The 17,640-nt window shown below is 53.7% G+C and carries 14 protein-coding genes, 6 tRNA genes and 3 rRNA genes; 2 read left to right on the forward strand and 21 right to left on the reverse strand.

Annotation, left to right across the window (positions count from 1 at the left end):
• Positions 1-3 precede the first annotated feature (3 nt).
• The 20 genes from rplL to tyrS all read right to left on the reverse strand — a co-directional run bounded on the left by rplL (position 4) and on the right by tyrS (position 14,438).
• Positions 4-369, reverse strand: coding sequence for a 50S ribosomal protein L7/L12 (gene rplL, locus ACA048_RS26510; RefSeq protein ID WP_497626926.1), 366 nt, complete (start codon positions 367-369; stop codon positions 4-6).
• A gap of 75 nt (positions 370-444) precedes the next feature.
• Complete coding sequence (rplJ, locus tag ACA048_RS26515) at positions 445-945, reverse strand: 50S ribosomal protein L10 (protein WP_497626927.1); 501 nt, start codon at positions 943-945, stop codon at positions 445-447.
• A 198-nt stretch (positions 946-1,143) separates the two neighbouring features.
• Positions 1,144-1,839 (reverse strand): 50S ribosomal protein L1, encoded by a 696-nt coding sequence (gene rplA, locus ACA048_RS26520; RefSeq protein WP_008041297.1) that lies wholly within the window; start codon positions 1,837-1,839, stop codon positions 1,144-1,146.
• Positions 1,839-2,270: a 50S ribosomal protein L11 gene (gene rplK, locus ACA048_RS26525; RefSeq protein ID WP_003176435.1), complete on the reverse strand. Its 432-nt coding sequence runs from the start codon at positions 2,268-2,270 to the stop codon at positions 1,839-1,841. Before rplK ends, rplA begins: the two co-directional genes overlap by 1 nt.
• A 117-nt stretch (positions 2,271-2,387) precedes the next feature.
• Entirely contained in the window at positions 2,388-2,921 is a 534-nt protein-coding gene (gene nusG, locus ACA048_RS26530) for a transcription termination/antitermination protein NusG (protein WP_007896622.1), read from the reverse strand.
• 9 nt (positions 2,922-2,930) lie between these two features.
• Entirely contained in the window at positions 2,931-3,299 is a 369-nt protein-coding gene (secE, locus tag ACA048_RS26535; protein ID WP_007896620.1) for a preprotein translocase subunit SecE, read from the reverse strand.
• A gap of 45 nt (positions 3,300-3,344) precedes the next feature.
• Positions 3,345-3,420: transfer RNA gene (locus ACA048_RS26540), tRNA-Trp, on the reverse strand.
• A gap of 53 nt (positions 3,421-3,473) precedes the next feature.
• Positions 3,474-4,667, reverse strand: coding sequence for an elongation factor Tu (tuf, locus tag ACA048_RS26545; RefSeq protein ID WP_027924378.1), 1,194 nt, complete (start codon positions 4,665-4,667; stop codon positions 3,474-3,476).
• 84 nt (positions 4,668-4,751) lie between these two features.
• Positions 4,752-4,827 (reverse strand) — tRNA-Thr (locus tag ACA048_RS26550).
• A 26-nt stretch (positions 4,828-4,853) separates the two neighbouring features.
• Positions 4,854-4,927, reverse strand: a tRNA-Gly gene (locus ACA048_RS26555).
• A 24-nt stretch (positions 4,928-4,951) separates the two neighbouring features.
• Positions 4,952-5,036: transfer RNA gene (locus tag ACA048_RS26560), tRNA-Tyr, on the reverse strand.
• A 144-nt stretch (positions 5,037-5,180) separates the two neighbouring features.
• Complete coding sequence (locus ACA048_RS26565; protein ID WP_497626928.1) at positions 5,181-5,621, reverse strand: hypothetical protein; 441 nt, start codon at positions 5,619-5,621, stop codon at positions 5,181-5,183.
• Between the two features lie 7 nt (positions 5,622-5,628).
• Positions 5,629-6,378: a pantothenate kinase gene (locus tag ACA048_RS26570; protein ID WP_497626929.1), complete on the reverse strand. Its 750-nt coding sequence runs from the start codon at positions 6,376-6,378 to the stop codon at positions 5,629-5,631.
• The gene (gene birA / locus ACA048_RS26575; protein ID WP_497626930.1) at positions 6,368-7,327 is read right to left on the reverse strand and encodes a bifunctional biotin--[acetyl-CoA-carboxylase] ligase/biotin operon repressor BirA; all 960 of its coding nucleotides are present in this window, start codon (positions 7,325-7,327) and stop codon (positions 6,368-6,370) included. Before birA ends, ACA048_RS26570 begins: the two co-directional genes overlap by 11 nt.
• Before the next feature lie 135 nt (positions 7,328-7,462).
• Positions 7,463-7,578, reverse strand: a 5S ribosomal RNA gene (rrf, locus tag ACA048_RS26580).
• 156 nt (positions 7,579-7,734) lie between these two features.
• Positions 7,735-10,626 (reverse strand): 23S ribosomal RNA (locus ACA048_RS26585).
• A 236-nt stretch (positions 10,627-10,862) separates the two neighbouring features.
• Positions 10,863-10,938: transfer RNA gene (locus tag ACA048_RS26590), tRNA-Ala, on the reverse strand.
• A 30-nt stretch (positions 10,939-10,968) separates the two neighbouring features.
• Positions 10,969-11,045 (reverse strand) — tRNA-Ile (locus tag ACA048_RS26595).
• 162 nt (positions 11,046-11,207) lie between these two features.
• Positions 11,208-12,744, reverse strand: a 16S ribosomal RNA gene (locus ACA048_RS26600).
• The 16S, 23S and 5S rRNA genes sit together here with 2 tRNA genes alongside, the layout of an rRNA operon.
• 494 nt (positions 12,745-13,238) lie before the next feature.
• On the reverse strand, positions 13,239-14,438 hold the full coding sequence (tyrS, locus tag ACA048_RS26605) for a tyrosine--tRNA ligase (protein ID WP_497626931.1): 1,200 nt from the start codon (positions 14,436-14,438) through the stop codon (positions 13,239-13,241).
• A gap of 213 nt (positions 14,439-14,651) precedes the next feature.
• On the opposite strand from tyrS, the gene ACA048_RS26610 reads away from it, so the two are divergent.
• Complete coding sequence (locus ACA048_RS26610; protein ID WP_497626932.1) at positions 14,652-16,064, forward strand: peptidoglycan DD-metalloendopeptidase family protein; 1,413 nt, start codon at positions 14,652-14,654, stop codon at positions 16,062-16,064.
• Positions 16,065-16,067: 3 nt separating this feature from the next.
• On the forward strand, positions 16,068-17,159 hold the full coding sequence (locus ACA048_RS26615; protein WP_497626933.1) for an anhydro-N-acetylmuramic acid kinase: 1,092 nt from the start codon (positions 16,068-16,070) through the stop codon (positions 17,157-17,159).
• A 68-nt stretch (positions 17,160-17,227) separates the two neighbouring features.
• Here the strand turns inward: ACA048_RS26615 and erpA are convergent, their stop codons facing one another.
• Positions 17,228-17,578, reverse strand: a complete 351-nt coding sequence (gene erpA / locus ACA048_RS26620; RefSeq protein WP_007947969.1) for an iron-sulfur cluster insertion protein ErpA — start codon at positions 17,576-17,578, stop codon at positions 17,228-17,230.
• Between the last annotated feature and the right edge of the window lie 62 nt (positions 17,579-17,640).

Raw genomic sequence — 17,640 nt, forward strand, 5'->3', positions numbered from 1 at the left:
TGCTTACTTCAGCTCGACTTTAGCGCCTGCTTCTTCCAGAGTAGCTTTGGCTTTGTCACCGGCATCTTTCGAAACGGCTTCCAGAACCATGGCAGGTGCGCCGTCAACTACAGCCTTGGCTTCTTTCAAGCCCAGGCCGGTCAGTTCACGTACTGCCTTGATCACGTTAACTTTCTTCTCGCCAGCTTCCAGCAGCATGACGTTGAATTCGGTTTGCTCTTCAACAACAGCGGCAGCAGCAGCTGGACCAGCCGATGCAGCAGCAGCGGTAACGCCGAATTTTTCTTCGAAAGCTTTGATCAGCTCAACAACCTGCAGAACCGACATTTCAGCTACGGCGTTGAGGATATCGTCTTGAGAGATAGACATGAATCTAATTCCTGAATTGGGGGACGGCCTACGCGACCATCGAAATTAACAAAAAACGCGAGAAGGAGACGAGCCTTAGGCTGCAACTGCTTCTTTTTGGTCGCGAATTGCCGCCAGAGTACGAGCCAATTTGCTGGTAGCGCCTTGAATCACGCTCATCAGCTGAGAAATTGCTTCGTCACGGGTCGGCAGAGTTGCCAGTACGTCGATTTGGTTAGCTGCGAGGAACTTGCCCTCGAACGCAGCTGCCTTGATCTCGAACTTATCCTGACTCTTGGCGAATTCCTTGAACAAACGGGCAGCAGCGCCTGGATGATCCTTGGAGAACGCGATCAGAGTCGGGCCAGTGAACACGTCGTTGAGGACACTGTATTCAGTGTCAGCAACAGCGCGCTTGAGCAGGGTATTACGTACAACACGTACGTAAACGCCAGCTTCACGAGCCTCTTTACGGAGTCCGGTCATCGCGCCTACTGTTACGCCACGGGCATCAGCCACGACAGCGGACAGAGCGACTTTGGCAGCCTCGTTGACTTCAGCGACGATGGCCTTCTTGTCTTCGAGATTAATTGCCACGGGTTTAACTCCTGCTTGTTACCGTTTCATCTGGCCGGAGCCGGATGTCGTTTTGGTGTCTGATTCGGTAAGGAACCGGGAGCACCATCTGCGTAGGCTTTAGGTTTAAGACTTGCGTCGCCTACGGTCTTGGATAGCCCCCGCCAGGCAGGGACCCCAATCTTTCAATTGGCGCAATCGCTTGCGCCAACCTGTGTCTTACGCGTCGAGCGAACTTTGGTCGATGACCAGACCTGGGCCCATAGTGGTGCTCAGGGTAACGCGCTTGACGTAAATGCCTTTCGAGGAAGCTGGCTTGATACGCTTCAGATCAGCGATCAGGGCTTCAACGTTTTCCTTCAGCTTGACGGCGTCGAAGCCGATCTTGCCAACGGAAGTGTGGATGATGCCGTTTTTGTCGGTGCGATAACGAACCTGACCAGCCTTGGCGTTCTTAACCGCGGTAGCTACGTCTGGAGTTACGGTGCCGACTTTAGGGTTAGGCATCAGGCCGCGTGGACCGAGGATCTGACCCAACTGACCAACAACGCGCATTGCATCCGGGGATGCGATCACTACGTCATAGTTCAGGTCGCCGCCTTTCATTTCGGCAGCCAGATCGTCCATACCTACACGGTCAGCGCCGGCAGCCAGAGCGGCCTCAGCAGCTGGACCCTGGGTGAACACAGCAACGCGAACGGTCTTGCCAGTGCCGTGTGGCAGCACAGTAGCGCTACGAACAACCTGGTCAGATTTACGCGGGTCAACACCCAGGTTAACAGCTACGTCGAACGACTCGCTGAACTTGACAGTCGACAGCTCAGCCAACAGAGCAGCAGCGTCTACAAAGTTGTAGGACTTGCCTGCTTCGATTTTGCCGGCGATAGCCTTTTGACGCTTGGTCAACTTAGCCATTACACACCCTCCACGTTAAGGCCCATGCTACGAGCAGAACCGGCGATAGTACGCACGGCTGCGTCCATATCAGCTGCAGTCAGATCCGCGTTTTTGGTTTTCGCGATTTCTTCCAGCTGAGCACGGGTCACGGTGCCAACCTTAACGGTGTTCGGACGAGCGGAACCGCTAGTCAGACCAGCAGCCTTCTTCAGCAGAACCGAAGCAGGGGTGGACTTGGTTTCAAAAGTGAAGCTACGGTCGCTGTAGACAGTGATGATCACTGGAGTCGGCAGACCTGGCTCAAGACCCTGAGTACGGGCGTTGAAGGCCTTGCAGAATTCCATGATGTTCACGCCGTGCTGACCCAGAGCAGGACCAACAGGTGGGCTTGGGTTAGCCTGAGCGGCCTTCACTTGCAGCTTGATGTAAGCGGTAATTTTCTTGGCCATGAGGCACTCCAATTACGGGTTCAAACGCCTCGAAAGGCTCCCCGGTTACTTGCGCGTTTATCCCAGTGACGACAAAACCCCACAGCCTAGGGCTGCGGGGTTGGGATGCTTGCTCAGCTAGACTTTTTCGACCTGGCTGAACTCTAACTCTACCGGAGTAGAGCGACCGAAAATGAGCACTGCCACTTGGATCCGGCTCTTCTCGTAGTTAACTTCTTCGACCGTGCCAGTAAAATCAGCAAACGGCCCATCATTGACACGTACCGACTCGCCTGGCTCGAACAACGTCTTCGGCTTCGGTTTGTCGCTACCATCAGCAACGCGACGCAGAATTGCTTCTGCCTCTTTATCAGTGATTGGTGCTGGCTTATCGGCAGTACCGCCAATGAAGCCCATCACCCGAGGAGTATCCTTGACCAAGTGCCAAGTACCCTCATTCATATCCATCTGTACCAGCACATAACCTGGGAAGAACTTGCGCTCGCTTTTGCGTTTCTGGCCATTACGCATTTCAACCACTTCTTCAGTGGGAACCAGAATTTCGCCAAAGCCATCTTCCATGCCAGCCAGCTTTACGCGCTCTACCAACGAGCGCATGACATGCTTCTCGTAACCGGAGTAAGCATGCACAACGTACCAACGCTTAGCCACGGGACACCCTTAGCCGACAATCAAGGAAACAAGCCAGCCGAGCAGGGAATCAAGCCCCCACAACAGCAACGCCATAACCAGAACAACAGCCACAACAATCAACGTGGTCTGCGTGGTTTCTTGGCGAGTTGGCCATACGACTTTACGAATCTCGGTGCGAGCTTCCTTAACCAGTACAAAGAAAGACTTGCCCTTGACTGTCTGCAGGCCTACAAAGGCAGCTACAGCAGCAATGACGAGCAATGCAAGTACGCGGTACAGGATCGGCGAAGCAGAGTAATACTGATTGCCAACAACGCCAACAACCACCAAAGCGACTACTACTAGCCACTTGAGCAGATCGAAGCGAGAGCCTTGAGCTTCAGCTTTAGGAGTCATCTATGAAGATCCTGTGAAAAGAAAGCCAGACACACCAAGTGAATCTGGCAGGTCAGGAGGGAATCGAACCCCCAACCTACGGTTTTGGAGACCGTCGCTCTGCCAATTGAGCTACTGACCTAAAACAAAATCAGGCCGACCATTATGCCGGCCCGAAAAAGACATTACAACAATTTACTCGATGATTTTGGCTACGACACCAGCGCCGACGGTACGACCGCCTTCACGGATAGCGAAACGCAGACCATCTTCCATCGCGATGGTTTTGATCAGGGTAACAGTCATCTGAATGTTGTCACCTGGCATTACCATTTCAACGCCTTCTGGCAGCTCGCAGTTACCAGTCACGTCAGTAGTACGGAAGTAGAACTGTGGACGGTAGCCTTTGAAGAACGGAGTATGACGACCGCCTTCTTCCTTGCTCAGAACGTAAACTTCTGCGGTGAACTTGGTGTGCGGCTTAACCGAACCCGGCTTAACCAGAACCTGACCACGCTCAACGTCGTCACGCTTGGTGCCGCGCAGCAGCACGCCGCAGTTCTCGCCAGCACGACCTTCGTCGAGCAGCTTGCGGAACATTTCAACACCGGTGCAGGTGGTGACGGTAGTGTCACGCAGACCAACGATTTCCAGCGGATCCTGAACGCGAACGATACCGCGCTCGATACGACCAGTCACAACAGTACCGCGACCGGAGATCGAGAATACGTCTTCGATTGGCATCAGGAACGGCTTGTCGGTCAGACGAACTGGTTCTGGGATGTAGCTGTCCAGAGTTTCAACCAGTTTACGAACGGCAGTGGTGCCCATTTCGTTGTCGTCTTTGCCTTCCAGAGCCATACGAGCAGAACCGATGATGATCGGAGTGTCGTCACCTGGGAAGTCGTAAGTGCTCAGCAGATCGCGCACTTCCATCTCAACCAGTTCCAGCAGCTCAGCGTCGTCTACCAGGTCAGCCTTGTTCAGGAAAACCACGATGTACGGAACGCCTACCTGACGGGACAGCAGGATGTGCTCACGGGTTTGTGGCATCGGACCATCAGCGGCCGAGCAAACCAGGATAGCGCCGTCCATCTGGGCAGCACCAGTGATCATGTTCTTCACATAGTCAGCGTGACCTGGGCAGTCAACGTGAGCGTAGTGACGGATCTTCGAGTTGTACTCGACGTGTGCGGTGTTGATGGTGATACCACGAGCTTTTTCTTCTGGCGCGCTGTCGATTTTATCGAAATCAACGATGGCCGAACCGAAAACCTCGGAGCAAACACGAGTCAGAGCAGCAGTCAGCGTAGTCTTACCATGGTCAACGTGACCGATAGTACCAACGTTAACGTGCGGCAGCGAACGATCGAACTTTTCCTTAGCCATCGAAACAACCCCCAACAAACGAATTGAGCAAGTAATATCAACCATTAAAACAAAGGCAGATATTTTCATATCTGCCTTGTTATATGGAGCTCTTGAGCGGATTTGAACCGCTGACCTCACCCTTACCAAGGGTGTGCTCTACCAACTGAGCTACAAGAGCGCAACACTTTGCAGGATCTGCAAACTTGGAGCGGGTAGCGGGAATCGAACCCGCATCATCAGCTTGGAAGGCTGAGGTTCTACCACTAAACTATACCCGCGGAGCTTGCAGCTCTCGCTAAAAATGGTGGAGGGGGAAGGATTCGAACCTTCGAAGTCGTAGACGTCAGATTTACAGTCTGATCCCTTTGGCCGCTCGGGAACCCCTCCTAAGCGAGCCGGCATTCTACATCATGCCAGCCTTCTGTCAAGCATTTTTCTCATTAAAAACCTGAGCTTAGCTGCGTCGACATCGCTCCAGCACCGTTGACCGTTAAAGGTCTTCACTGCGAAGCGGGCGCCATTCTATGCAAACTATTCAGCCGGCGCAACCCCCTCACACGGCATTATTTTATGTTTTAACTCATTGAATTCTTTAGAAAGGTTTAGCAGCTGCAAATCATCCAGCAAACGCTGGCTTTCGGGCGCTACGCGCACCCAATAACCCGACGATTCAGCGGTGTCTTTCGGCAGAGACTGAAACTTGACTCCGATCTCGCCGAGTCGTCGCCCAGCCGCCAAAGCGGACTCCTGACGGACAAAGCCCCCCAAATAGAGACAGCCATTTCCCACCACTGCGGGCTTTCCCTTGTCACTGGTCACATCAGTTGCCTCGCTTAGCAAGCGAATATCCTGTTGCGCCCCTCGGTACAAGCTCAAAGGGGTTACATCTTTCGCCCGTAGCGGGGCCTCTTGTTGATGCCAAATGTAATAAAAGACGTTGAGAACGAGCAGCAACAGAAACAACCAACGCATAAAAACCTCAGGACAAGGGACACGCCATCGCTAAACCTACAAAAATCAGATCTGGAACCAGCCTGGCCTCAGGCACGATTCCGGAGACCAGAGTCGCATCCCCCCCGGTGAGGAACACAGCAAAGTCATTCCCCCAATAACTACGCGCCAGCTCCAACTGAGTCATTACAAACCCCCTCAACATAAGAGAGCATCCTCGCTCAACCGCTTCGACGGTTGTACGACCAGGAGCGAGACTCTCGAGCGCGCGCTCGGCAGCCAAGTCACCGTATCGGATTCTGCGGGTATGGGTTCGCAGCTGGTTGCGCATCAAGGGCATTCCAGGGCAAATAAAACCGCCAAGGTGCTCTCCATCCCGAGCAATGAAGTCAGCAGTCACAGCCGTACCAAAATCAAGCACCAGACACGCACCAGAAGCCAGATGGTACCCTCCAAGCATCGCAAGCCAGCGATCAAGCCCCAGCCGCTCAAACTCGTCGTACCCGTTGCGCACACCAGCCATTTCGCGAGCAGGTGTCGCACACACTACGGCCACGCCGAAAGTTTGCGTCAATATAGAAGTTAAAGCGGCGGTTTCTTCGGCTGTTCTGACGCTAACCAACCGACAATGCCTAAGAGCGAGCCCACCAAGCCTGCTCAAACCCTCCAGCAAAGCGTCATCCGAATCAACCACGCCTTCGCTAAACACCCGCCTGACATCAGCACAGAGCACACGCCACTTGATAAAACTATTTCCACAGTCGAGCTCAAGAATCATCGCGCAACCTCAGACTGAGCTCACCGCCACTAAAGACTTTTTCAACGCCATTCACTTTCAAGCGCAAAGCCCCCTGACTGTCGATACCCAATACCTCACCATCTATCTGGCTTACGCCGGCAATAAGAGACACTGCCCGCCCCTGCCATAGGTGGTTCTGCTCCCACTCTGACTGAATCGAGGAAAATCCGTCGAGCTGGTGCCGAGCCAGGTATACCTGGAGCATCGAGCCCAACTCCGAAACCAGGCAATTGCGATCAAATACCTTGCCTGACTCCAGACGCATTGACGTCCATAACTGATCGACCTCATCCGCAATCTGCATGTTGACGTTAATCCCGACACCCAACACCACGTGACATACATCCGCAGGATCGCCAACCAACTCGAGCAATATCCCGGCGATCTTTTTCTGCCCCACCAAAACATCGTTAGGCCATTTTAATCCCACTCCCGGAACACCGAGCGTTCGCAAGGTCTGCATGACCGCAAGACCGACAACGAGACTCAACCCTTCCAGTTGCCGCATTCCGCCTTCAATACGCAATACCAGACTGTAATAGATGTTTTCTGCAAAAGGACTGACCCATTTGCGGCCTCGCCGCCCGCGACCAGCCGTCTGACGTTCGGCAAGCACCAAAAATGGCGCAGCTTGGCCACGCTCAATAGCCCGCAAAGCTTCAGCGTTGGTGGAGTCTATTGAATCGAAGACCAAAATCGGCCAGTCACACGTAGGTGCGTTGTTTTTTATGGCGACAGGATCAAGCAACGTCAGCGGTGCCGCCAGCTGATATCCGCGACCGCGCACCTTATGAATTGACAAACCAAGCTCAGCCTCTAAATGCTGAAGCTGCTTCCACACCGCACTACGACTGACACCTAGGGCAACACCCAGGGCCTGGCCCGAATGGAACCGGCCATCCTTAAGAAGCTTTAACAACGTCAGCATGCAAGTCTCGCCTCACAATGAGGCCCGCATGATAGCCATGCCCCGAGCCGTTGCATAGAAACCCGACAAGACGGATTTCCTGCGGACAAAACAAAACCCCTACCTGCATACGCAGATAGGGGTTTCGGAATTTAATCTTGACGATGACCTACTCTCACATGGGGAAACCCCACACTACCATCGGCGATGCATCGTTTCACTGCTGAGTTCGGGATGGGATCAGGTGGTTCCAATGCTCTATGGTCGTCAAGAAATTCGGTAGCCAGGTCGTTTTCTCTTGCGAGATCACGCTCCAGCGAATGGGTATGTAATAGATTTGTGTGTTTCGTTTCGAATTTTCGAATGTGTATCGTCTTCACACACCGCAATCTGGTCTCTTTCGAGTTCACAGATTGCTTGGGTGTTATATGGTCAAGCCTCACGGGCAATTAGTATTGGTTAGCTCAACGCCTCACAGCGCTTACACACCCAACCTATCAACGTCGTAGTCTTCGACGGCCCTTCAGGGGACTCAAGGTCCCAGTGAGATCTCATCTTGAGGCTAGTTTCCCGCTTAGATGCTTTCAGCGGTTATCTATTCCGAACATAGCTACCCGGCAATGCCACTGGCGTGACAACCGGAACACCAGAGGTTCGTCCACTCCGGTCCTCTCGTACTAGGAGCAGCCCCTCTCAAATCTCAAACGTCCACGGCAGATAGGGACCGAACTGTCTCACGACGTTCTAAACCCAGCTCGCGTACCACTTTAAATGGCGAACAGCCATACCCTTGGGACCGGCTTCAGCCCCAGGATGTGATGAGCCGACATCGAGGTGCCAAACACCGCCGTCGATATGAACTCTTGGGCGGTATCAGCCTGTTATCCCCGGAGTACCTTTTATCCGTTGAGCGATGGCCCTTCCATACAGAACCACCGGATCACTAAGACCTACTTTCGTACCTGCTCGACGTGTCTGTCTCGCAGTCAAGCGCGCTTTTGCCTTTATACTCTACGACCGATTTCCGACCGGTCTGAGCGCACCTTCGTACTCCTCCGTTACTCTTTAGGAGGAGACCGCCCCAGTCAAACTACCCACCATACACTGTCCTCGATCCGGATAACGGACCTGAGTTAGAACCTCAAAGTTGCCAGGGTGGTATTTCAAGGTTGGCTCCACGCGAACTGGCGTCCACGCTTCAAAGCCTCCCACCTATCCTACACAAGCAAATTCAAAGTCCAGTGCAAAGCTATAGTAAAGGTTCACGGGGTCTTTCCGTCTAGCCGCGGATACACTGCATCTTCACAGCGATTTCAATTTCACTGAGTCTCGGGTGGAGACAGCGCCGCCATCGTTACGCCATTCGTGCAGGTCGGAACTTACCCGACAAGGAATTTCGCTACCTTAGGACCGTTATAGTTACGGCCGCCGTTTACCGGGGCTTCGATCAAGAGCTTCGCGTTAGCTAACCCCATCAATTAACCTTCCGGCACCGGGCAGGCGTCACACCCTATACGTCCACTTTCGTGTTTGCAGAGTGCTGTGTTTTTAATAAACAGTCGCAGCGGCCTGGTATCTTCGACCGGCATGGGCTTACGCAGTAAATGCTTCACCCTCACCGGCGCACCTTCTCCCGAAGTTACGGTGCCATTTTGCCTAGTTCCTTCACCCGAGTTCTCTCAAGCGCCTTGGTATTCTCTACCCAACCACCTGTGTCGGTTTGGGGTACGGTTCCTGGTTACCTGAAGCTTAGAAGCTTTTCTTGGAAGCATGGCATCAACCACTTCGTGTACTAAAAGTACACTCGTCATCAGCTCTCGGCCTTAGAATCCCGGATTTACCTAAGATTCCAGCCTACCACCTTAAACTTGGACAACCAACGCCAAGCTGGCCTAGCCTTCTCCGTCCCTCCATCGCAATAACCAGAAGTACAGGAATATTAACCTGTTTTCCATCGACTACGCTTTTCAGCCTCGCCTTAGGGACCGACTAACCCTGCGTCGATTAACGTTGCGCAGGAAACCTTGGTCTTTCGGCGTGGGTGTTTTTCACACCCATTGTCGTTACTCATGTCAGCATTCGCACTTCTGATACCTCCAGCAAGCTTCTCAACTCACCTTCACAGGCTTACAGAACGCTCCTCTACCGCATCACCTAAGTGATACCCGTAGCTTCGGTGTATGGTTTGAGCCCCGTTACATCTTCCGCGCAGGCCGACTCGACTAGTGAGCTATTACGCTTTCTTTAAAGGGTGGCTGCTTCTAAGCCAACCTCCTAGCTGTCTAAGCCTTCCCACATCGTTTCCCACTTAACCATAACTTTGGGACCTTAGCTGACGGTCTGGGTTGTTTCCCTTTTCACGACGGACGTTAGCACCCGCCGTGTGTCTCCCATGCTCGGCACTTGTAGGTATTCGGAGTTTGCATCGGTTTGGTAAGTCGGGATGACCCCCTAGCCGAAACAGTGCTCTACCCCCTACAGTGATACATGAGGCGCTACCTAAATAGCTTTCGAGGAGAACCAGCTATCTCCGAGCTTGATTAGCCTTTCACTCCGATCCACAGGTCATCCGCTAACTTTTCAACGGTAGTCGGTTCGGTCCTCCAGTTAGTGTTACCCAACCTTCAACCTGCCCATGGATAGATCGCCCGGTTTCGGGTCTATTCCCAGCGACTAGACGCCCTATTAAGACTCGCTTTCGCTACGCCTCCCCTATTCGGTTAAGCTCGCCACTGAAAATAAGTCGCTGACCCATTATACAAAAGGTACGCAGTCACCCAACAAAGTGGGCTCCCACTGCTTGTACGCATACGGTTTCAGGATCTATTTCACTCCCCTCTCCGGGGTTCTTTTCGCCTTTCCCTCACGGTACTAGTTCACTATCGGTCAGTCAGTAGTATTTAGCCTTGGAGGATGGTCCCCCCATATTCAGACAAAGTTTCTCGTGCTCCGTCCTACTCGATTTCATGACCAAGAGATTTTCGCGTACAGGGCTATCACCCACTATGGCCGCACTTTCCAGAGCGTTCCGCTAATCTCAAAGCCACTTAAGGGCTAGTCCCCGTTCGCTCGCCACTACTAAGGGAATCTCGGTTGATTTCTTTTCCTCAGGGTACTTAGATGTTTCAGTTCCCCTGGTTCGCCTCTTAAGCCTATGTATTCAGCTTAAGATAACCATCTTATGATGGCTGGGTTCCCCCATTCAGACATCTCCGGATCAAAGTCTGTTTGCCGACTCCCCGAAGCTTTTCGCAGGCTACCACGTCTTTCATCGCCTCTGACTGCCAAGGCATCCACCGTATGCGCTTCTTCACTTGACCATATAACCCCAAGCAATCTGGTTATACTGTGAAGACGACATTCGCCGAAAATTCGCAATTTAACTCACAAATTTTACCTTAGCCTGATCCGCTACCAGTGAAAGTAACGTCCAGTCTATCTTTCTATCACATACCCAAATTTTTAAAGAACGAACTAGTCAAAGACTAGAAATCAACATTCACCATCACCACGATGGAATGCTCATTTCTAAGCTTTATACAAACAGAAGCAGTAGTGGTGGAGCCAAACGGGATCGAACCGTTGACCTCCTGCGTGCAAGGCAGGCGCTCTCCCAGCTGAGCTATGGCCCCGTATTTCTACAGGCGTTTCCCACACAAAATTGGTGGGTCTGGGCAGATTCGAACTGCCGACCTCACCCTTATCAGGGGTGCGCTCTAACCAACTGAGCTACAGACCCAATTTCGAGCTACTAAGGCCGACCTCACCCTGCTCTTTACCACAAAGCATGGGGTGCGCTCTAACCAACTCAGCTACAAACCGATACAGGCTGCTTCTTTCGTCTTCTTCAATGAATCAAGCAATTCGTGTGGGAGCTTATGGAGCAGCTGATGTCGTCGATTAAGGAGGTGATCCAGCCGCAGGTTCCCCTACGGCTACCTTGTTACGACTTCACCCCAGTCATGAATCACACCGTGGTAACCGTCCTCCCGAAGGTTAGACTAGCTACTTCTGGTGCAACCCACTCCCATGGTGTGACGGGCGGTGTGTACAAGGCCCGGGAACGTATTCACCGCGACATTCTGATTCGCGATTACTAGCGATTCCGACTTCACGCAGTCGAGTTGCAGACTGCGATCCGGACTACGATCGGTTTTATGGGATTAGCTCCACCTCGCGGCTTGGCAACCCTCTGTACCGACCATTGTAGCACGTGTGTAGCCCAGGCCGTAAGGGCCATGATGACTTGACGTCATCCCCACCTTCCTCCGGTTTGTCACCGGCAGTCTCCTTAGAGTGCCCACCATCACGTGCTGGTAACTAAGGACAAGGGTTGCGCTCGTTACGGGACTTAACCCAACATCTCACGACACGAGCTGACGACAGCCATGCAGCACCTGTCTCAATGTTCCCGAAGGCACCAATCCATCTCTGGAAAGTTCATTGGATGTCAAGGCCTGGTAAGGTTCTTCGCGTTGCTTCGAATTAAACCACATGCTCCACCGCTTGTGCGGGCCCCCGTCAATTCATTTGAGTTTTAACCTTGCGGCCGTACTCCCCAGGCGGTCAACTTAATGCGTTAGCTGCGCCACTAAGAGCTCAAGGCTCCCAACGGCTAGTTGACATCGTTTACGGCGTGGACTACCAGGGTATCTAATCCTGTTTGCTCCCCACGCTTTCGCACCTCAGTGTCAGTATCAGTCCAGGTGGTCGCCTTCGCCACTGGTGTTCCTTCCTATATCTACGCATTTCACCGCTACACAGGAAATTCCACCACCCTCTACCATACTCTAGCTTGTCAGTTTTGAATGCAGTTCCCAGGTTGAGCCCGGGGATTTCACATCCAACTTAACAAACCACCTACGCGCGCTTTACGCCCAGTAATTCCGATTAACGCTTGCACCCTCTGTATTACCGCGGCTGCTGGCACAGAGTTAGCCGGTGCTTATTCTGTCGGTAACGTCAAGGCACCAACGTATTAGGTTAATGCCCTTCCTCCCAACTTAAAGTGCTTTACAATCCGAAGACCTTCTTCACACACGCGGCATGGCTGGATCAGGCTTTCGCCCATTGTCCAATATTCCCCACTGCTGCCTCCCGTAGGAGTCTGGACCGTGTCTCAGTTCCAGTGTGACTGATCATCCTCTCAGACCAGTTACGGATTGTCGCCTTGGTGAGCCATTACCTCACCAACTAGCTAATCCGACCTAGGCTCATCTGATAGCGCAAGGCCCGAAGGTCCCCTGCTTTCTCCCGTAGGACGTATGCGGTATTAGCGTCCGTTTCCGAGCGTTATCCCCCACTACCAGGCAGATTCCTAGGCATTACTCACCCGTCCGCCGCTCTCAAGAGAAGCAAGCTCCTCTCTACCGCTCGACTTGCATGTGTTAGGCCTGCCGCCAGCGTTCAATCTGAGCCATGATCAAACTCTTCAGTTCAAACATCTTTGGGTTTTTAAGAAACCCTAAACTTGGCTCAGCAATCGTTGGTTACATCTTTGATTTCTCGCGGAGCAACTTGTGATGCTGATAATCTTGTTGACTATCAGTCTTACTCCACAAGCACCCACACGAATTGCTTGATTCAGTTGTTAAAGAGCGATTGGTTAAGATCTTTCGTCTCAACCGAGGCGCGCATTCTACAGCAGCCTCTGTTGCTGTCAAGCGGTTATTTTCAGAAGTTTTCAAAGTTTCCTTTGTAACTTCAACCACTTGCGCCTTCGATCTCTCGTCAGCGGGAGGCGAATTCTACAGCGTTACACGCTGCTGTCAACACCTCTTTTTCAACTCCTTTCGGGCTTCGATGACCTGAAGCCGCTTACTGCCAAAACCGCGTAACTCTTTGTTTATCAAGGAGTTTTCAGCTTCGACTGCGCCGGAAGTGGGGCGAATTATAGACACCCAGAATCTGGCGTCAAGCACTGATTGCGGCCTTACTCGGATTTCAGCGTAATTCGCGCAAATGACTTCTTGCCGGCTTGGCAAACGTGCGTTGCACCCAGTACGTATATAAAGGTGCGATCGACCACCTCACCATCTATACGCACACCGCCAGAGCTCAACAGGTCACGCGCCACTGCAGAATTCTTCACCAGCCCGGCCTTATTAAGAACAGCCGCAATCGGCATATCTTCAGCAGCAGTCAATTCGATCTCCGGCAGATCATCTGGTAGCTCGCCTTCTTTCATGCGATTGCCCGCTCCACGGTGCGCATTGGCGGCAGCTTCCTCGCCATGGAAGCGCGCAACGATCTCTTCTGCCAGTTTGATCTTGATGTCACGCGGGTTCGCACCAGCCTCGACATCCGCACGGAATGCATTGATCTCATCCATGGAGCGGAAGCTGAGCAGTTCGAAGTAGCGCCACATCAGCGCATCCGGAATGGATACCAGCTTGCTGTACATGACACCCGGTGCCTCCTGAATACCGACGTAGTTACCCAAGGACTTGGACATTTTCTTCACGCCATCCAGACCTTCGAGCAACGGCATCGTCAGAATGCACTGTGGCTCTTGACCGTATCCGCGCTGCAGTTCGCGCCCCATCAACAGGTTGAACTTCTGGTCGGTCCCGCCCAACTCGATATCCGCACGCAACGCCACCGAGTCGTAACCCTGAACCAGCGGATAGAGGAACTCGTGGATAGCGATTGGCTGATTGGTCGTGTAGCGCTTGTCGAAGTCGTCGCGCTCGAGCATGCGAGCAACCGTGTACTGCGAAGTCAGGCGAATGAAGTCTGCAGGCCCCATCTGGTCCATCCAGGTGGAGTTGAACGCAACTTCGGTTTTTGCCGGATCAAGAATCTTGAAGACTTGAGTCTTGTAGGTCTCGGCATTCTCGAGAACTTGCTCACGGGTAAGCGGCGGACGTGTCGCACTCTTACCGCTCGGATCCCCGATCATCCCGGTGAAGTCACCTATAAGGAAGATCACCTGATGCCCCAGCTCCTGGAACTGACGCAGCTTATTAATAAGCACGGTGTGACCCAGGTGCAAATCCGGCGCGGTCGGATCGAAGCCAGCCTTAATACGTAGCGGTTGGCCACGTTTGAGCTTCTCGATCAGCTCGGACTCGACCAACAGTTCTTCCGCACCACGTTTAATCAGCGCTAGCTGCTCTTCAACCGACTTCATAACAGACCCGCAAGGCTCGAATTCAAAGGGGACCAACCATACAAGATCACGCGTCAAATACAAAGTTTGGCCCGCGCAATGTCGCCAATCCGCCGGCAGAGTGTCCGCGGACTTGCTTCAGCGATGATTTGGTTATATTTTATACAGTTATTTCATCTTCATCATGTCATTCATCTTTTCCAATTCATCTTTTTCAAAGTCAAAAAATCACTTATGACCAAAGAATCGTCTAAAGCGCCGCCGCTTTACCCGAAGACCCATCTGCTCGCAGCAAGTGGCATCGCCGCCCTGCTGAGCCTGGCGCTTCTGGTATTCCCTTCCAGCGATGTTGAAGCCAAAAGGACCACCCTGAGTCTTGAACTGGAAAGCCCTGCTGAACAACTGTCACAAGACCAAGACGCTGCTGACGCCGCTCAAGCCACAAATGAGCCTGTAGTCACCCCTTTCGCGCAGATCGAAAACAGCACCGAAGAACCGCAGGAAACCGCTCAAGCCGCGCCTGCGGTTGAAGAAAAGAAGTCTCCAAGCCACAGGGAAGTGATCGTCACCAAAGGCGATACTCTGTCCACTCTGTTTGAAAAAGTCGGCCTCCCGGCTACGTCGGTGCATGAAATCCTGGCCAGCGACAAGCAAGCCAAGCAGTTCAGCCAGCTTAAACATGGCCAGAAGCTCGAATTCGAACTAAACCCGGAAGGCCAGCTGACTAACCTGCACAGCAAGCTCAGCGACCTCGAAAGCATTACCCTGACCAAGAATGACAAGGGTTATGTGTTCAACCGCGTCACCACCAAGCCTACCGTGCGCTCCGCCTACGTTCATGGCGTGATCAACAGTTCGCTGTCGCAATCCGCGGCTCGCGCCGGACTCTCCCACAGCCTGACCATGGACATGGCCAGCGTGTTTGGCTACGACGTCGACTTCGCCCAGGATATTCGCCAGGGTGACGAATTCGATGTGATCTACGAGCAGAAAGTCGTTAACGGCAAGGCCGTCGGCAACGGCCCGATACTCTCCGCGCGGTTCACCAACCGCGGCAAGACCTATACCGCCGTGCGTTACACCAACAAACAGGGCAACGCCAGTTACTACACCGCTGATGGCAACAGCATGCGCAAAGCGTTCATCCGCACCCCGGTAGACTTTGCCCGCATCAGTTCGAAATTCTCCATGGGACGCAAGCACCCGATCCTGAACAAGATCCGCGCCCACAAAGGCGTCGACTATGCAGCACCGCGCGGCACTCCGATCAAGGCCGCCGGTGACGGCAAAGTACTGCTGGCAGGGCGTCGTGGTGGCTATGGCAACACCGTGGTCATCCAGCACGGCGCCACCTACACCACGCTGTATGGCCACATGCAAGGCTTCGCCAAAGGCGTAAAGACCGGTAGCACTGTCAAACAAGGCCAGGTGATCGGCTACATCGGCACCACCGGACTGTCCACCGGGCCGCATTTGCATTACGAGTTCCAGGTCAATGGCGTGCACGTCGACCCACTAGGCCAGAAGGTGGCGATGGCTGATCCAATCTCCAAAGGCGAGCGCCCACGTTTCCTCGCGCAGAGCCAACCGCTGATGGCGCGCATGGATCAAGAGAAATCTACCTTGCTGGCTTCGAGCAAGCGCTAAGCCATGACGCTCTATATAGGTGTGATGTCTGGAACCAGTCTCGATGGCCTGGACATCGCGCTGGTCGAGCTCTCCCCGGCGATCAAGCTGATCGCCACTCACTACATCCCCATGCCTGAATCCCTGCGCACCGAGCTGCTTGGCTTGTGCGCCAGCGGCCCGGACGAGATTGCCCGCTCCGCCATCGCCCAACAAAACTGGGTAAAACTGGCTGCCCAGGGCATTCATACCCTGCTTGATCTACAAAACCTGAAACCTGAAGACATTCGTGCGATTGGCAGCCACGGCCAGACCATTCGCCACGAGCCGGCGCGCGGCTTCACGGTGCAGATCGGCAACCCTGCCCTGTTGACTGAGTTGACCGGCATCACCGTAGTCAGTGACTTTCGCAGTCGCGATGTTGCCGCTGGCGGACAGGGTGCGCCTCTGGTTCCGGCCTTCCACGAAGCCTTGTTTGATGAGTGCGCAGGTCATCGCGCGGTATTGAACGTTGGTGGATTCAGTAATCTCAGCCTGATCGAACCCGGCAAACCCGTTGCGGGCTTCGACTGCGGTCCGGGCAATGTGCTGCTGGATGCCTGGATCCATCAGCAGCGCGGCGACAACTTTGACCGTGACGGCCAATGGGCCGCCAGAGGCAACGTCGAACCAGCACTGCTGAATGAACTGCTCAGTGATCCCTTCTTCCTGACCAAAGGCCCCAAAAGCACCGGCCGCGAAGTGTTTAACCTGCCATGGCTGACACAACACCTCACGAAGTTACCGACTTTCGCTGCCGAAGATGTGCAAGCTACCCTGCTTGAGCTCACCGCCATGACCATCATCGAGTCACTGCAACACGCCCAATCGGATACTCAAGAATTGCTGGTCTGCGGTGGCGGCGCGCACAACGCCACGCTGATGAAGCGCTTGGCCGACTTACTGCCGAATGCGCAAGTCAGCAGCACCGCCACTCAGGGTGTAGACCCCGACTGGGTTGAAGCCATGGCATTCGCCTGGCTGGCCCATTGCTGTCTCGAAGGCATCGCCGCCAATCGCCCCAGCGTCACCGGTGCTCGCGGCCTGCGCGTACTCGGCGCTATCTACCCCGCCTGAGCGACAGACAGCAAAACGCCGCACAACCCATGAGGTTCTGCGGCGCTTTGCATTGCGCTGAAGTGCGATCAGATCGAAAACGAAGAGCCGCAGCCACAAGTAGTGCTGGCGTTCGGGTTCTTGATCACGAAGCGCGAACCTTCCAGACCTTCCTGATAATCCACCTCGGCACCTGCCAGGTACTGGAAGCTCATCGGGTCCACGACCAGGCTCACGCCTTCGCGTTCGACGATGGTGTCGTCATCGGCTACTTCTTCATCGAAGGTAAAGCCGTACTGAAAACCTGAACAACCGCCGCCCGTAACAAATACGCGCAGCTTCAAGCGATCATTCCCCTCTTCATCGACCAGGCTCTTCACCTTGTGCGCGGCACCGTGGGTGAATTGCAAAGCCGTGGGGGTGAAGGATTCGACGCTCATGCTGACTATCTCCCGGCGTTACGCCGCCATAATGCGTGATGACGCGCATTATCCGCTTGTCC

The organism is Pseudomonas sp. LBUM1659 (assembly GCF_059716045.1).

Bases quoted from the DNA above. Each gene is read 5' to 3' on its own strand.
- erpA (WP_007947969.1), bottom strand. From the start codon at position 17,578: ATGAGCGTCGAATCCTTCACCCCCACGGCTTTGCAATTCACCCACGGT.
- ACA048_RS26565 (WP_497626928.1), bottom strand. From the start codon at position 5,621: ATGCGTTGGTTGTTTCTGTTGCTGCTCGTTCTCAACGTCTTTTATTAC.
- rplK (WP_003176435.1), bottom strand. From the start codon at position 2,270: ATGGCCAAGAAAATTACCGCTTACATCAAGCTGCAAGTGAAGGCCGCT.
- rplA (WP_008041297.1), bottom strand. From the start codon at position 1,839: ATGGCTAAGTTGACCAAGCGTCAAAAGGCTATCGCCGGCAAAATCGAA.
- birA (WP_497626930.1), bottom strand. From the start codon at position 7,327: ATGCTGACGTTGTTAAAGCTTCTTAAGGATGGCCGGTTCCATTCGGGC.
- ACA048_RS26570 (WP_497626929.1), bottom strand. From the start codon at position 6,378: ATGATTCTTGAGCTCGACTGTGGAAATAGTTTTATCAAGTGGCGTGTG.
- tyrS (WP_497626931.1), bottom strand. From the start codon at position 14,438: ATGAAGTCGGTTGAAGAGCAGCTAGCGCTGATTAAACGTGGTGCGGAA.
- ACA048_RS26615 (WP_497626933.1), top strand. From the start codon at position 16,068: ATGACGCTCTATATAGGTGTGATGTCTGGAACCAGTCTCGATGGCCTG.
- tuf (WP_027924378.1), bottom strand. From the start codon at position 4,667: ATGGCTAAGGAAAAGTTCGATCGTTCGCTGCCGCACGTTAACGTTGGT.
- ACA048_RS26610 (WP_497626932.1), top strand. From the start codon at position 14,652: ATGACCAAAGAATCGTCTAAAGCGCCGCCGCTTTACCCGAAGACCCAT.
- rplL (WP_497626926.1), bottom strand. From the start codon at position 369: ATGTCTATCTCTCAAGACGATATCCTCAACGCCGTAGCTGAAATGTCG.
- secE (WP_007896620.1), bottom strand. From the start codon at position 3,299: ATGACTCCTAAAGCTGAAGCTCAAGGCTCTCGCTTCGATCTGCTCAAG.